Below are 16,323 nucleotides of genomic sequence, written 5' to 3' on the forward strand. Positions count from 1 at the left end.
GTATAGAGCCAGCGCTGTGCGCGGGCTTTTTGGCTTGTTGGATCTCATAAAATAAATCAATGCTGCACGCTTGTCATGCCCGTCTGCATATTGCGGCCAAGTCCCTCATAGACATGTACTAATCAATGCATTCAAAACAGGTTAAGGGGATGATGTCATGCGCCGGATAACATGGGTACTCGCGATCATTATGAGCGTGGCCCTGGTGATGACGGGGTGCGGGAAGAAGGATGCCGCTTCCGTAGTCAAGGATTTGAACAATGTGGCTGACAAGTTGGAAAGTAAGCAGGGAACGTACCAAGGTTCTGGCACAATGACCCTGTATACCGGGGAACAGCCGCAGGAGTATAAGGTAGAAGTATGGTACAAGAATCCTTCCTACTACCGGATCAGCTTGGCAAATGTTCAGAAGGATATTACGCAGATCGTACTTCGTAATGATGAGGGAGTGTTCGTACTCACACCAAGTATGAATAAGAGCTTCCGTTTCCAAAGCGATTGGCCGGATGATCAAGGTCAGGTCTATCTGTATCAGACGTTGGTTCGTGGCATAGTTTCGGATAATAACCGCCAATTTGTGGAAGATGGAGATAACTATGTGTTCGAGGTAGCCGCGAATTATCAAAGCAATGCCCTTGTGCGGCAAAAGATTTGGCTTGATAAAAAGACTTATGAGCCTAAACAGGTTCAAGTCTCTGATTCTGAGGCGAAGGTAGTTGTAAACGTGAAGTTTGACACCTTCAAATTCGATACGGATTTCACCAAGGATTCCTTTGATATGGAAAAGAACATGGCCTCGGGTAAGTCCGCAGAGAGCACAGTAGCTGAGGTTGATGAGAATGGTAATCCGGTTACAGCTCCTGAGGGCCAAGAACAGGCTGAACAACCAGTGGCAGCAGAGCTTGGAGACTTTGGGATCATTGAACCTGATTATATTCCAGCTGGTGTAGAGTTCAAGGACTCGCATAAATTGGAGGGCAACAAAGACCATGCTGTTCTCATCCGATATGATGGGATTTATCAGTACACTATTATGGAATCCCGTCCACTGGACCGTGCGGTAGCACTGGCGCCTGGAACCCTGAAAGACCTTGGTTTTACGTGGGGAGTTCTGAGTGGGGATGAGCAGCAGACATTGACTTGGATGTCTGAGGGTGTAGAGTACCGAATTACAAGTGCCAATCTTCCTGCTAATGAAATGATGCAAATTGCCGCTTCTATGGAGGCACAATCGGGTAAATAATAAAAAGTAGGCGGATACTGCGTTTTGTGGGATTCTTTCCTCTACAACGTAGTATCCGCTTTTCTTTATTTGCCGGGGCTCCAGCACACATTGACAGCCACCTTCTGTAGCATTACCATTGGTACTAAGACAATGATTAATGCAATGCAGCAATGACGTTTTACTACAACGTAAGAAGGTGACTTGAAGTGCAAGCAAGCTATCGACCGACAGTAGCCGAAATTAATCTGGATGATTTGCGTGCCAATTACGAAGCCTTTCGCCGCTACTTGCCGGCAGAGACAAAGTTTATGGGATGCGTCAAAGGAAATGCGTACGGCCATGGAGCAGTGGAAGTGACACGGGAGCTGGAAAGACTCGGAGCAGATTATGTTAGTGTGGCTTTTTTGGATGAAGCATTGGAGCTGCGTCAGGCGGGAATACTGATTCCTATACTGGTGCTTGGCTACACTTCCCCAGAAGGAATAGCCGTTGCCTGGGAGAACCATGTAACTGTAACACTGTTCACACCGGAGGTACTGGAGGCTATAAGACAGCTTCCTATAGATCCGGAACATCGGCTAAAGGTGCATATCAAGATTGATAGCGGGATGGGACGACTGGGTCTTTTACCAGCTGACGCACCTGCATTTATCTCTGAAGTGCAGTCTGTTGCGCAGGCGGAGCTGGAGGGTATGTTTACCCATTTTGCCAAGGCAGACGAACAAGACAAAAGCTATACACTGGAACAGCATCGACGGTTCATGAGCGTGGCGGAAACGCTGCGGGAGCAGAACATTCAGATCCCGATCATACATACGGGCAATAGCGCTACGGCCATTGATTCACCTTATTTATCCAGCAACATGGTGCGTGTAGGCATCAGCTTGTACGGATTTTATCCCTCCACAGAGGTGAACCGTCAACTGGTAGAACTACGTCCGGTATTGACGCTGAAGACGCAGGTTGTATATGTCAAAAGCCTGCCTGCCGATTGGGGCGTCAGTTACGGCACTAGGTACATCACAGAGAGCGAGGAGATTATTGCAACGCTACCTGTGGGGTACGCAGATGGATATTCCCGCATGCTAACTGGCAAAGCGGAGGTGCTAATACGTGGACGCCGCGTTCCTGTCGTCGGAACAATCTGCATGGATCAGTGTATGGTATCACTCAAATCTTTCGCTGCAGAAGCGGAACAAATTAAAGCAGGCGAAGAAGTTGTTCTCATCGGCCGTCAAGCTGACGTGATGATCACGGCAGACGAGTTGGCTCTCCAGCTTGGAACAATTCACTACGAGGTTATCTGCATGTTGGCTCATCGGGTGCCACGCGTTTATATAAGTGAAGGCACACTTCCTAAATTAGTAAATGCTCTACTCACAAACTGAAAGTTCTTGACAGTGATGTTATACAAGGGAGAAAATAGAAGGAATTGTATCGTATTAGGAGATGTGACTAAAAGCCTATACGAACCACCATTTCTAGTTTATAATGGGATGCAGCATACTTGATATACTGGCGGCATATATTCCTTGTATAAAATTCCTTGTATATTGTAACACTGGAACACAAGGGCAGAAGGTTTGTGGGGGTGGAAGAGAAGGTGGCTAATTTGCAGAACACCAAAAGAATCATGATCAGCTTGCCCGATCATCTCTTGCAGGAAGTGGACGGAATTGTTCAATTGGAGAATTCCAACCGGAGTGAATTGATTAGGCAGGCCATGAAGCTGTACTTGAGCGAACGGAGGAAACGTTCCATCCGGGAGTCCATGCAGCGCGGCTACATGGAAATGGCTAAGATCAACTTGACCATGGCATGCGAGGCTTTCCTCGCGGAGGAAGATGCAGACAGCACTCTTGGCCGCTTAGTAAGCGGGGTGTAGACATTGATCGTTAAACGTGGCGATGTTTTTTTTGCTGATCTTTCGCCGGTTGTAGGTTCTGAACAAGGCGGAGTAAGGCCAGTTCTGGTCATCCAGAACGATATTGGCAATCGCTTTAGCCCGACGGTAATTGTGGCTGCAATCACAGCCCAAATCCAGAAGGCTAAGTTACCTACACATGTGGAAATTGACGCAGCTGCTCATGGCTTTGACAGAGATTCTGTTATTTTGCTGGAACAGGTTAGGACGATTGACAAACAACGCTTAACTGACAAGATCACCCACCTTGATGATGAAACGATGAAAAAGGTGGATGAATCGCTGCAAATCAGCCTTGGTCTGATTGATTTTTAATCACCCTAGGTTATAGATAACTCATGAGATTGGCGCTCGGGTACGAATCCGGGCGTCTTTTAATGTGCGTTTTTGCGTATAGTAAATAAAGAATCGTTAGGTCTTCACTTTTTGAAAATGATCTGATATTATTAGACCGTACGGTCGGTTTAGGAGGTGCTTAGAATCAAAGGACGCTCAGACGGAGAAGAAACTAAAAAAAGAATTGTGCGTAAGGCCACGCAGCTGTTTGTACAGAAGGGTTATGCTGCCGTAACTATGAATGAAGTTTGTGTAGCCTCGAATGTCAGTAAGGGCAGTCTGTATCACCATTTTCCGAGCAAGGATGAGCTTTTTCTATTTGTAGTGGAAGTGGATACGTTAGAGTGGCTGCAAGCGTGGAATGATAAGAAACAGGAAATTGCAGGGATCGAAGAACGATTTTATGCGTTAGCCGAGCACTACGCAAATGATTTTCAGAATCCACTGATTCATGCGCTCGAGGAATTCTCCAGAAGCAGATGCCACCCGGAAGAGATTAGCAAGCGGCTTTCACTTCTTTATGAAGCAGCCTCACATGCTTGTCGTGATCTTTTGAAGGAAGGGATTGAAACAGGATATTTGGTAAAAGGCGACTTGGAGAACTATGTAATTATCGTGAGTGGCATGCTTGAAGGGATTGGAAGAGTTTCTGAATTCTCGATTCATGAGAAGACCCGGGAGGATATAAAAAAATATTACCGGGAAGCAGTAAATTTATTATTACAAGGGATTCGTACGGGGTAAGATAACGAGGGGCATGAAAAGAAGCTTTACATTCAGGATTATGAAGGCTGAAGCTTCTCAAAGGCACCGGAATAGGAAGGGTTATTTTTTTACTATTATTTAGACCGGATGGTCGGTCTTAACATCGTAATATTCGAAGATTTGGCTTTAAACACACGGAGGGTTAATACAATGTCATTGTTACTTAGAAACAGAGGCGCTATGCTGCTTGTTATGCTTAATATTTTTCTGGCTTTCACTGGAATCGGGCTTGTAGTCCCAATTATGCCAACCTACATGAATGAGCTTGGGATCAGCGGAAGTACCGTCGGGCTCTTGGTCGCCTCATTCTCGCTTGCCCAATTATTAATATCGCCATTTGCCGGCAGATTATCCGACAGAATCGGTAGAAAAAAGGTGATTGTCGCAGGTCTGATTGTGTTTGCGGTATCGGAGCTGATTTTCGGTCTGGCCAATGTACCTTGGCTCTTGTTCGTTTCGAGATTGCTTGGTGGTGCAGGAGCTGCTCTAATTATGCCGGCAGTTATGGCTTATGTAGCGGACACGACTTCTTTTGAAGAGAGAGCTAAAGGAATGGGACTAATTAATGCAGCCATTACCACCGGCTTTATTATTGGTCCTGGGATTGGCGGTTATCTTGCTGAGCTTGGAATGCGGGTACCCTTTTTCTGTGCGGCTGGTGCAGCTGGAGTTGCAGCTCTAATTACAGTTTTAATCTTGCCTGAGTCTCTGTCTGAAGAGAAACGTAAGGAAGCGAAGTTATCGAAAAATAATCAGGAAAGCTTCTTGACACAGCTGATGCGTTCTTATCGCGAACCCTATTTTTTCGGCTTAATTATTGTATTTGTCATGGCTTTTGGACTGGCTAATTATGAAACGGTGTTCGGATTGTTCGTGGATCATAAATTTGGCTTTACGCCTAAGGATATCGCTTTTGTAATTACCTTTGGTTCTATTGCAGGTGCGGTGGTGCAGGTGTCCGCATTTGGCTGGATCTTGAATAAATTCGGGGAGAACAAGGTGATCTCCACTTGTCTTATAGTCTCATCATTGTTTATTCTGCTGACCTTGTTTGTAAGCGGCTTTTGGGCGATTATTACGGTTACCTTTATTGTGTTCTTTGCAATGGATATTCTGCGTCCAGCAGTAGGTACACAGCTTTCCAAAATGGCCGGAGAATCGCAGCAAGGTTTCGTAGCGGGAATGAACTCAGCTTATACAAGTCTCGGAAATATTGCTGGGCCTATCGTCGCAGGGTATTTGTTTGATCTTAGTATTAACTTCCCATATGGGGCAGCCGCGCTCGTTCTGGCTTTGTGTTTTGTATTGTCACTGAGTTCCGGCAAACGGGGAATGGGGCAGCGGGCGTAATCGCTAAATCCGGGCTCTGACCCGTCCACGATGCCTCGCTATATGCGCACAGCGGTTCAGTACAACGCGCGCTATTCGGGCTGGTCTTTGGTGCAGAGCCGAATCTGTGATACTATTTTAATTATGAGATCAAGATATGTATAAGCAGATTGTGTACGGGAAGAGGGATACTAATGGCGGTAGATAACAGCAATACGGAAGTCATTACGGATGAGGCAAACGCACAGCGGGAGCAGGAATTGATAACCGTAGCGATTGCCAAGGAATTGAACATTAGTGTGAAACAGGTACGCACTACGGTAGGATTGCTGGATGAGGGAAATACCATTCCGTTCATCGCCAGATATCGGAAGGAAATGACAGGTGAGCTGGACGAGAATGCGCTTCGTGATATTGAAGAACGGCTGGGTTATCTTCGCAATCTAGGCGAACGTAAAAAAGACGTTATACGCAATATTGAAGAGCAGGGCAAGCTGACCAAGGAGCTTCATGAGCAAATTATCAATGCGGTCAAGCTTCAGGAAGTAGAGGACTTGTATCGTCCCTTCAAGCAAAAGCGTAAGACGCGGGCTAGTGTTGCGAAGGAAAAAGGACTTGAGCCGCTGGCTAACTGGATCTTGGAGCAGCAAAGACAAGGGGACCCGCAGACTGAAGCATCGAAATATATTGATGTGGAAAAGGGAGTAGAGAGCGCAGACCAAGCGCTGCAAGGCGCACTGGACATCATTGCCGAGAACATAGCAGATGATCCTGCGATCCGCTCTTGGGTTCGCCAGTATACAGCAAGTCAAGGTATTCTTGTGTCTGAAGCAAAGGATGCAGAACAAGAATCCGTATACGAAAATTATTATAGTTACCGTGAACCTGTACACAAAATGCCACCTCACCGCATCCTAGCAATTAACCGTGGTGAGCGTGAAAATATATTAAAGGTAGGCATTGAGGTCGTCACTGATAAAATTCATGCCTATATTGCACGGAAAATTATTAAAGGGCCATCCCCGGTGAAGGAACTGCTGGAAGCAGTGACTGAGGATGCCTACAAACGTTTGATTGCTCCTTCAGTAGAGCGCGAAGTTCGTGGAGAGATGACCGAACGTGGGGAGAACCAGGCGATTTCGATCTTCTCTGGCAATCTACGTAGCCTGCTGCTGCAACCGCCAGTCAAGGGGCGTTGTGTTCTGGGGGTTGACCCTGCATACCGTACTGGATGTAAGCTAGCCGTTGTAGACGATACTGGTAAGCTGCTAGAGGTAGCCGTGACCTATCCGACGCCGCCGAATAACAAGAAGCGCGAAGCTGCTGCTAAGTTCAAAGAGTTGATTGCTAAGTACGGCATTCAGCTCATCGTAATCGGCAATGGCACAGGCTCGCGTGAAACGGAGCAGTTTACGGCAGAAGTGATTGCCGAGATTGGCAATCCAGAGCTGGCGTACCTGATCGTTAATGAAGCGGGAGCGAGTGTCTATTCTGCTTCCAAGCTGGCGCAGGAGGAATTCCCGGATCTGGATGTAGCGGAGCGCAGCGCGGCTTCTATCGCCCGCCGTGTGCAAGACCCGCTGGCGGAGCTGGTGAAGATCGATCCGAAAGCTATAGGTGTGGGACAGTACCAGCATGACGTCTCCCAAAAGCATCTGGAGGAGAGTCTTAAAGCCGTCGTGGAATCGGCGGTTAACCATGTTGGCGTAGATGTCAATACGGCATCTCCTGCCTTGCTCTCTTATGTAGCAGGGGTTAATGGAACGATTGCTAAGAATATCGTTAAATTCCGGGAAGAGAACGGCAAGTTCACGACCCGGAAGCAGCTGCAAAAGGTTCCTCGTCTAGGTGCCAAGTCCTATGAGCAATGTATCGGCTTCTTGCGGATTCCGGGTGGAGACAACACCTTGGACCGCACGCCTATTCACCCCGAGTCCTATCCGGTGGTGGATCGTTTGTTCCGTGAGCTAAGCCTCGATGTGAATAAGCTTGGCAGCAAAGAAGTAGCCTCACAGCTTGAGGTACAAAATGCCGAGGAGCTGGCTGTGAAGCTGGATGTCGGCGTGCCTACGCTGCGCGACATCCTGGAGAGCTTGCAGCGTCCGGGCCGCGATCCGCGCGAGGAGCTGCCGCTGCCGATCTTCCGCACCGATGTGCTTAAGATCGAGGATCTGGTTCCTGGCATGGAAATGCAGGGAACCGTCCGCAACGTTATCGATTTCGGCGCATTCGTCGATATCGGCATCAAAAATGATGGGCTGGTGCATATTTCCCAGCTCAGCGGCAGCTTTGTGAAGCACCCGATGGACGTCGTCTCCGTAGGAGACAATGTCACCGTCTGGGTGATGGGTGTTGACCTGAAGAAGGGCCGGGTCAGCCTGACCATGCGTCCGCCGCGTGTTGAGGCGGGAAGCGTGAAGTAGACAGATCGCACTGATCCTCAAAGAACGACAACAAGAAGCCAGTCTCCTATTATTGGGGACTGGCTTCTTGTTGATTATTTTCAGCTGCAACCTTTTTTGTCATTAAAGTAGTGAAGGACGTGCACTCTTGGGTAAGTTTAGAGTAACAGTTGAACTAAGCGTTTATTACTAGGAGGAGATAGATGTGGGAAATCCATTGAAAGAATTAAAGAATAGTGTGAATGGCCTAAAGCAATCCCTTGATGGAGTTAAGCAATCGGTAGAGGGATTGAAAGAACCTATAGATGAGATGAAGGGAAATATTCAGGTCACGTTGGAGCAAGCGAAGGACAGATCTGAGGAATTTAAATCGGAGATCAGTCGTATGAAGGAATGTGTGGAGGAAACTAAGCTGGTTGTTAATGAGGCGAAGGAAACGGTAATGGAGGCGGGCGAGGTGCTATACACTCAGAAACGCTATAAAAAATTGTTGAAGCGAAACCGAAAAATGCAGCCTGCAAAGGCAGGCCGCCGTTAACTATAATCAGCCGGAAGTCCAAACATTTACCGCAGTTACGAAATCTTTTTAATTATAAGAATGAGAAGGAACCGCATTTAAAAAAATCTGCAACAGCTCATTTACCGAAGCCTCCATATTGGAACGTTGCTCAGCTGCAAGCCAATCCTCTTGAATGATGATGTAGCTGCAGGAGCTGCTTTTTAAATAGCTGTATATTATTTGTGCTTCGTCAATCTCATGGCGCCCGATCGCTGCCGAGGTCTGATTGGTTTCACTCTGAAAGGTGTTCATAATCGCTGACTTTATTGCCACTTGCAGGTGGGTGATATCCGGTTGATCATATTGTAGCTTGGTATGGGACAGGATACGGTTGCCCTTGAGCAGAATAAGTTTAAGCGTCTGTTCATTCATGGCCTCAAGAACTGCGATATTCTGATTCTCCTGTGCGAATTCGATGACCTTCTCTTTGTGAATCAGGAAGCTGACAGCTCCAATATAGTCCCTGTATTTGGCGGCGGTTTCGAAGTCATAGTGCTCCGCGGCCACTGCCATCCGTTGCTCCATTTCCTCAAGGATACTGGAATCTGAGCCGTTTAGTAAGCCAATGACTCGATCAATAATTTTATTATATTGAACAGCGGCATCTCCGCCTGCACACATCCCTATGCATAGGCCAAGCGAATGGTTTAGGCATAGGGAATTTTTAAAGCTAGGGTTACTGCAAAGGATTCTTGAACTTTCTTTAATGCCTTGCACGGCCCGTTCCACGGTGCTTCTGCTTGTATAGGGACCAAAAACCTGAGTGCCTTCTTTGACCGCAGGATCATAGGTAATCTCTAACGAACGTATTTTTTCATCCGCTCCTATTACGATATAGGTATAAGCCTGCGGATTTTTCATTTTTTTATTGTACATGGGTTTGATCTCTTTAATTAATTTGCATTCCAGCATAAAGGCTTCAAATTCGGTATCCGTAAGGATGATTTCCAGATCTTTAATATTTCTTACAAGCTGTTTAACCTTTGGGGAATGAGATTTTGAGTTTTGAAAATAGGATTGGACTCTCCGTTTTAACTGTTTTGCCTTGCCAACATATATAATATGACCGAGATTATCCTTCATGAGATAAACGCCGGGAGTTAGGGGAAGGCTTTTAAGTTTTTCTGTTAAATGAATAGTAACCCCGCCCTCTCATAAGAGTTGTATGATTGATAGTTTTAGTATAAGCTTGCAACCTTCATTTGTTCAAATCAGTCTAAAGAGTGAAGAATCAAAGCTAAGGAGGGATCTTATGTACTTCGCAAAAAAAATCGGTGGGCTGGCGCTTATAGCAGCTATGTTATGGCTTACAGCCTGCAGTGGAACGCCAGAAGCGGGAACGGAGCCGAAGCAGACGCCTGAGCAGTCACAAGAGCAGGCACCAGTGCAGACGCCAAAGCAGACACCAGAGCACACACAAACTGCACAGCCAGCGGCTACTACACAACCACCACAGGAGACGGAACTACCACAGGAGACGAAGACATCAAGTACGGGGCAGCCGCAGGATCTAGAGGGATTGCCGCCATTAGTTGAGGAAGCGGCGTCTACGGTAATGAACTCCATTAAGAATAAGGATATGAAGCAATTAGCGGCGTGGGTACATCGGGATAAAGGGCTACGCTTCTCTCCATATGCATACGTGGATACAAAAAATGATCTTGTATTCACCCAGGAGGAAGTAGAAGGATTAATGAATGACTCTACCAAAAGAGTCTGGCGAACCTTTGCTGGCTCCGGTGATTTAATCGAGCTTACATTCGCAGATTACTACAAGCGGTTTGTCTACGATGCGGACTTCATTCAGAAGGCCGAGATTGCTGTGAACAAGGGGCTTGGACAAGGGACGACGATCAACAACTTAAACGAAGTGTATCCAAAGGAGCAATATGATTTCGTTGAATATCATATTGCTGGTATCGATCCTTCTGTCGAGGGAATGGATTGGCGCAGCCTGCGTCTAGTTTTTGAGAAGATCGGAGAAGACCATGCATTAGTCGGCATTATTCATGATCAATGGACGCCTTAGCTTACGGACTCAGATGACGCTAATATGGACGCCTTAGCTTACGGACTCAGATGGCGCTATTATGGACGCTGTTTGCCTGCTTCAACTGATTATTCACATCCGTTGGCATACGCTGATCCTTACGGACCTAGATGACGCTATTCGCGTTTTTTTAGCGATTAGAGCACAGTTTCGGACTCCAGTGCAGCTATTCATCAGAAAAAGGCATATCTATGGTGCTTTTTGAGCCAATAGCGACGATGGAGTCCTTTAGTAGTCCAAATGTGCGATTATGCAACGAATAAGGTCAACTGGGTCCGATAGTAGCTGCATTCCTATCCGCTGTAGACCCATCTGTTGCACACCTAACTGCTGCACACCTAACTGCTGCATACCTAACTGGTGCACACCTAACTGCTGGACACCTAACTGCTGTGCACCTAACTGCTGTGCACCTAACTGCTGTGCACCTATCTACTACACACCTATCTTCTGCACACCCATCTGCTGCGTTCGCATAACGCAAACATTGGAGCATCGCTGATTTGTATATTGTTTTTGGCTACCTGCTTCAGCGGATTTTCATATCCGTTGATACACGCTGATCCTTACGGACCCAGATGACGCTATTCGCGTGTTTCTAGCGATTGGAGCACAGTTTCGGACTCCAGTGCAGCTATTCATTAGAAAAAGGCATATTTATGGTGCTTTTTGAGCCAATAGCGACGATGGAGTCCGATAGCATCGTAAAAGTGGCATATTTTTGCGTATAAGGTCATCTGAGTCCGATAGCTGCTGCGTCCGTGTAAATATGATCTAATCGCTCGAAGTTTGATGTTCATCACCATCAAATAGCCTCATGCACTCAAATATGATCTAATCGCTCGAAGTTTGATGTTCATTACCGTCTAATAGCTACATGCACACAAATATGATCTAATCGCTCGTAGTTTGATAATCCTCACTGCCAAGTAATCAGCATTTCTGAGCCTGAGTTAGCTGAGGACCCAGATGACGCTATTCATATGTTTTTAGCGATTGGAGCACAGTTCGGACCCCAGTGCAGCTATTCGTTAGAAATAGGTTCATATTGAATGCTTTTTGAGACAATAGCGACGATGGAGTCCGATAGCTAACAACAAGTTGGATTATGAGACGATCTATGGGGAATTACCAAAGACGTCCCACCTCTGCTTAAATATGTGTCAGACCCTGGTGGGGCCTCCTCTGTAAAAGTGGGGGCAAAAATTATAATCAGTACAGCTTTTTTTCGGGAAATATGCTTTAAGCATGGAGTCTCAAGTGCGCTTCAGGAATTTCCCCCTGCACCGGAAGCCACACCAAAAAAACCGGCAGAGGATTCTGCCGGGTAATACAGGATAGATTAAGAAATTAAATATTAGCAGGTTTAAGCTTTCTCGCTTCTTGCAGATGAAAAGACAAGTATAATCCTAATCCGGCAAGAGCCGTCAACGTCCAGAATGCAATGTGGACCCCTTTGAGCATATCCAATGGAAAGGATAAGGAACTGGCACTCGCAGTAGAAGTCATTATCGTTACAAGCAAGGCGCCTCCTATTGAACCGCTGAGCGAGCGCAGCGTGATTGTCATTGGAGAAGCATGTGCAACCATGGTGTTGGGGATACTTGCCATGGCATAGGCCGTAATTGGAGCCATAACTGCCCCTACTCCAAACATAAGCAGGGCATACATTATAACCAGTAGATTAAAGGACGTCTCTGTTGATAACGTGAGGGCAAGAGCCACTGCCATGATCAGAATGAGCAGAAATCCTCCCTGGGTTACGCGGCTAACCCCAAACCGGTCATATAGTCTGCCTGAGATCAGACCGGAGACACCAATCAGCAGTGCACCTGGCAACAACATAAGCCCGGACTCCCTTGGTGTTAAGCCTCTTATCGTCTGTGCATACAGAGGAAGAAGGAGTTCAACTCCCACCATCACCGCAAATAAGATCACCCCCACAATAGAAGAACGGGTAAAGGAGCGGTGCCGAAACAGCTTGAAATCGAGCAAAGGTGCCGTGAGCTTGAGCTGTCTTTTAATAAACAGCGCCACGATCAGGAATCCGGCCAGAAGGATGATCCCTGCGACAACAGGATTTCCCTTTTCTTCCCCGACAATGCTAAAACCATATAATATACCAGCGAATCCGAGTGAAGAGTAGATAATGGACCTGGTGTCGAGCTTGGTCTGATGAGTCTCTCCCACGTTCCGCAGCGTGAAATGCGCTAAGAATAAATTGGCGGCTGCGAGCGGAGCCACAGCATAAAACAACAGTCTCCATGAATGATTCTGAACCACGAACCCAGACAGAGTAGGCCCAAGTGCAGGAGCCAACCCCAGAACCAAACCGACTACTCCCATCGCTGCACCGATTTTCTCCTTCGGGAAGACTCTGAGTATCGTCGTCTGAAACAGAGGGAACAGCAGACCCGCACCGATGCCTTGAACCAAACGCCCCGTCAGGACTAGGGGGAAACTCCAGGCGATCCCGGCAATCAGTGTTCCTGCTGTGAACGCTCCGACAGAGGCCATGAACAAGGCCCTCGTAGTAAACTTTCCGATCAAAAATCCAGCAACAGGAACAGTTATACCTATCATCAGGTAGTACACCGTAATCAGCCACTGCGCTTGATTCTCATGAATGGCAAGATCCTGCATGACACGCGGCAACGCCGTATTTAACATCGTTTGCATTAATTGGGCTAGAAAATTGGCAACCACCAGAGAGGCTACAATAATGCTGGGTTTATTAGTCAAGCTGTCTTCACCGCTTTCAGAGGTATTATTCGGATGCAGTGAGCTGCTGCAAGGCATGTATGGATAATATCCCCACCTCTTGTTGCCGTGGTTGTCCATCCTTGAATATGAGTGTGGCCGGTATACTCATCACGTGGTATTTTCCAGTCGTCTCTGGGTTGTCATCCACATTGACCTTCACTACAGTTATTGTAGCATCCTACTCCCGCTCAAACTCTTCCAGCACAGGTGCAAACATCCGGCACGGTCCGCACCAGGGCGCCCAGAAGTTGACTACAGTTATTCCTTTCGGTTGAATGAGTTGTGCAAAAGTAGCATCTTCCGCATGGAGAACTGCCATTATGAATCATCCTTTCAAGATTGATAAAATATATTATAGATCCATTATATCTATAATTAGGATAAATAATAGACTTAGTGTATCCACAATATATCTAAATCAGTATTTTGTCAAACCGATTTTCACTTACTCCTGTGCTTGTACATATAAAACAAAAAGATCCGTTAAGTGCGCTTGAAGCAGTTGATAGATCTATGATTGTAAATGATGCGGTCGAGAGGACTCGAACCTCCACGATATTGCTGCCACACGAACCTGAATCGGGCATGCAATTCGGTCACTAGCGGGTTGTAAAATCCTTGTATAATCAAGGGTTTTTGCGGTTTTTCTGTTTTTCTCAAGCACAACAAGGGGATGCCGGGTTCACCCAAAACGCAGTCAATTTTGTAAGTTTGAAAGAACTCAGAGAGAACTCAGAGAGAACTAGACAAGAAACAGCTGTGTTAAGGTCATCTGAGTCCGATAGCGGCGTTACTTAATCAATCAGAGTTCGGAGTTGGGATAAAGGGGGAAGGAACAACAAACAGCAAACAAGGGATGCTTCAGCAGCCATATGATGGCTTTTGAGGCATCCCTTCTCCGTATCTCAGCCGTCATAAACGGCAGCTGGAAGTCCAAATATACACCGCAGCTGCGTCGGACTCTTAACTCTAAAACCTTCAAGTTGAATTTATATTATTGTGCCGCGCTAGAAGACGAATAAGAAGCAGAGCCAGTTACAGGTTGAGCGACAGCTTTGTATCCATCTGGCAGATAAGTGGCAACAGATGCCTTTGTGATCACCTGCGCGTACATTTTCCCTGGTTCAGGAGCAGTCACGTTAAAGTAAATCACAGCCGTATTGTCTTTACCAAATTCGATTCGCTCAATCACCAGCCCATACCCGGGGTTAGGCAGATTATTAACGGTAAGTGTGGCTTTATTTACGCCTTCACCCGCTTTGGTCAACGTAACCTCTGTTTCGTAGGTGGGAGTAGTGGGACTGCCATTAGATACAATTACACGTTTAGCAAAAGTTGCTGCATCATAGATGAGAGCGGCTGCTTCAGAGCGGGTAATAGCATCATTTGGCCGGAAATTACCGTTCTTATCGAGTGTGGCAATATGTGTATTCAGCAGGATCTGGAGACTATTTATAACCTCCGTAGAGAGTTTATCGCCATCCTTAATGTCTACATACATCAGCGTAACAGGGAAGTTACCTTTACTTTGCAGCGCTTGCGTCAATAAGTGAGCGAACTGAGCACGGGTGATGGTTCCGTTAGGATCCACTGTCCGGTCGAGTGAAAGACCATTTTGCTTGGCAGTCAGGAAAGCCGAAGCATACCAGGCTTTGTCGTTTACTTTATCGAAATAATCACTGGCTTTGGAAGAATTACTACCTACCGCTGGTTGCGGAGTCAGATTCAGACCCCCAACGATGAATTGTATCCCTTGCGCAAAGCTTACCTTAGATTTAGGGGCAAACTTATCTTTGTCTACTCCGTTTATAATCCCCTCTTTATGCAAAGAGTTGATTTTTGCTTCCGCAGGATCACCTTTCAAATCTGAAAAAGCAAAAGCGGATGCCCCAAAAGACACACTCGCTGCCAAAATGCCGCAGGCTATAGTCATTTGTTTAGCGTTATTTATGAATAATGGTTTTTTCATTTGCGTCACCTCCATACTCTTAGATGGTAGATTAGACCAAAATGTTGCATAGATTTTAAAATATTATAACGATTCGAGTAAAAACTTATCCGCGCAGGAGTGACTCGGCACCATCTACATAAATCTCAGTTCCCGTAACATGAAAAGATTCATCCGATGCGAGAAATAATACCAGATTGGCAACCTGCTCAGGCTTACCCGGTGCATTTTCCAGCGGATGATTACCTTCCGGAAATTCCACAGGAATCTTCACTTTTTGAAGATCATCGCTTTTATACGTATTATCTCCAATTTGTGTATCGATTGATCCAGGACAGATGGCATTTACTCGGATGCCGTATTGCGCCAGCTCTAGTGCAGCCATTTTCATAAAAGCAACTTGTCCTGCCTTGGAAGATGAGTAAGCGGAAGCGCCAATGTTCGAGAATACTCGGTTGCCGTTAATGGAGCTGGTGATAATGATGCTGCCGCCATTTTCTTTCATATGGGGGATGGCATATTTTACTGTGGCAAAGGTGCTGCGTAGGTTGGTATCCAGTGTCTGGTCCCAATCTTCGATTTCTAGTGTTTCGATTGGAGACCATGTACCATTAATGCCAGCATTGGCAAAAACAATATCAATCTTCTCGGCCGCCTCCCCAACCTTACGAATACTTTCTTCGACCAGACCTGGATTGGAGACATCGCATTCAATTACTGTTGCTGTACCGCCAATAGATTCAATCTCACGTTTAGTTTCATAGGAATCCTCGGGAGTGCGGTCAAGCATATATACCTTAGCTCCGTGTTGGGCAAACCTTATGGCTGTAGCTTTTCCAATACCGGAACCAGCACCTGTAACCACTGCAACTTTATCCTGCAAACGTTTATCTGTCATGATGAATTTCCTCCTCGGCGTTAGATTTCTTATTAGTAATTACATACCCGGCATAGCTGAATCTAACCAATTGAACTGGAGGGTGGAACAACGTGGGTGGATATATTACTATGGAATATAAGGA

Annotated in this window: 13 protein-coding genes and 1 pseudogene; 9 read left to right on the forward strand and 5 right to left on the reverse strand. The window is 46.3% G+C overall.

Going from position 1 to position 16,323, the window contains the following annotated elements:
* Positions 1 to 157: 157 nt before the first annotated feature.
* From NYE35_RS05820 to NYE35_RS05855, 8 genes are all read left to right on the forward strand, one after another.
* Positions 158 to 1,243 (forward strand): LolA family protein, encoded by a 1,086-nt coding sequence (locus NYE35_RS05820; RefSeq protein WP_036686774.1) that lies wholly within the window; start codon positions 158 to 160, stop codon positions 1,241 to 1,243.
* 188 nt (positions 1,244 to 1,431) lie between these two features.
* Entirely contained in the window at positions 1,432 to 2,613 is a 1,182-nt protein-coding gene (gene alr, locus NYE35_RS05825; RefSeq protein WP_036686775.1) for an alanine racemase, read from the forward strand.
* 215 nt (positions 2,614 to 2,828) lie between these two features.
* Positions 2,829 to 3,110: a CopG family ribbon-helix-helix protein gene (locus tag NYE35_RS05830; RefSeq protein WP_025698676.1), complete on the forward strand. Its 282-nt coding sequence runs from the start codon at positions 2,829 to 2,831 to the stop codon at positions 3,108 to 3,110.
* A gap of 3 nt (positions 3,111 to 3,113) precedes the next feature.
* Positions 3,114 to 3,464, forward strand: a complete 351-nt coding sequence (locus NYE35_RS05835) for a type II toxin-antitoxin system PemK/MazF family toxin (protein WP_036686777.1) — start codon at positions 3,114 to 3,116, stop codon at positions 3,462 to 3,464.
* A 156-nt stretch (positions 3,465 to 3,620) separates the two neighbouring features.
* Positions 3,621 to 4,229 (forward strand): TetR/AcrR family transcriptional regulator, encoded by a 609-nt coding sequence (locus tag NYE35_RS05840; RefSeq protein ID WP_052096817.1) that lies wholly within the window; start codon positions 3,621 to 3,623, stop codon positions 4,227 to 4,229.
* A gap of 171 nt (positions 4,230 to 4,400) precedes the next feature.
* Positions 4,401 to 5,600, forward strand: a complete 1,200-nt coding sequence (locus NYE35_RS05845) for an MFS transporter (protein WP_038569046.1) — start codon at positions 4,401 to 4,403, stop codon at positions 5,598 to 5,600.
* 173 nt (positions 5,601 to 5,773) lie between these two features.
* Complete coding sequence (locus NYE35_RS05850) at positions 5,774 to 8,002, forward strand: Tex family protein (RefSeq protein WP_038569048.1); 2,229 nt, start codon at positions 5,774 to 5,776, stop codon at positions 8,000 to 8,002.
* 184 nt (positions 8,003 to 8,186) lie between these two features.
* A complete protein-coding gene (locus tag NYE35_RS05855) occupies positions 8,187 to 8,519 on the forward strand; it encodes a DUF6468 domain-containing protein (protein ID WP_076141956.1) in 333 nt (110 codons plus the stop codon).
* Between the two features lie 48 nt (positions 8,520 to 8,567).
* Here NYE35_RS05855 and NYE35_RS05860 read toward each other — a convergent pair whose 3' ends face one another.
* A complete protein-coding gene (locus NYE35_RS05860; protein WP_445321944.1) occupies positions 8,568 to 9,623 on the reverse strand; it encodes a GIY-YIG nuclease family protein in 1,056 nt (351 codons plus the stop codon).
* 169 nt (positions 9,624 to 9,792) lie between these two features.
* Here NYE35_RS05860 and NYE35_RS05870 point away from each other — a divergent pair, with 169 nt between their 5' ends.
* A complete protein-coding gene (locus NYE35_RS05870; protein ID WP_036686786.1) occupies positions 9,793 to 10,569 on the forward strand; it encodes a hypothetical protein in 777 nt (258 codons plus the stop codon).
* A gap of 1,371 nt (positions 10,570 to 11,940) precedes the next feature.
* Here NYE35_RS05870 and NYE35_RS05875 read toward each other — a convergent pair.
* From NYE35_RS05875 to NYE35_RS05890, 4 genes and pseudogenes are all read right to left on the reverse strand, one after another.
* Positions 11,941 to 13,389, reverse strand: coding sequence for a DHA2 family efflux MFS transporter permease subunit (locus NYE35_RS05875; RefSeq protein WP_081386716.1), 1,449 nt, complete (start codon positions 13,387 to 13,389; stop codon positions 11,941 to 11,943).
* Positions 13,358 to 13,672: pseudogene (gene trxA / locus NYE35_RS05880) on the reverse strand (thioredoxin). Before trxA ends, NYE35_RS05875 begins: the two are co-directional and overlap by 32 nt.
* Before the next feature lie 675 nt (positions 13,673 to 14,347).
* Positions 14,348 to 15,322 (reverse strand): S-layer homology domain-containing protein, encoded by a 975-nt coding sequence (locus NYE35_RS05885; protein WP_341120372.1) that lies wholly within the window; start codon positions 15,320 to 15,322, stop codon positions 14,348 to 14,350.
* Between the two features lie 85 nt (positions 15,323 to 15,407).
* Positions 15,408 to 16,199: an SDR family oxidoreductase gene (locus NYE35_RS05890; RefSeq protein ID WP_036686790.1), complete on the reverse strand. Its 792-nt coding sequence runs from the start codon at positions 16,197 to 16,199 to the stop codon at positions 15,408 to 15,410.
* Between the last annotated feature and the right edge of the window lie 124 nt (positions 16,200 to 16,323).

Origin of the sequence: Paenibacillus sp. FSL L8-0494 (assembly GCF_038003695.1) — a bacterium.
Taxonomy (GTDB): domain Bacteria; phylum Bacillota; class Bacilli; order Paenibacillales; family Paenibacillaceae; genus Paenibacillus_AQ; species Paenibacillus_AQ odorifer.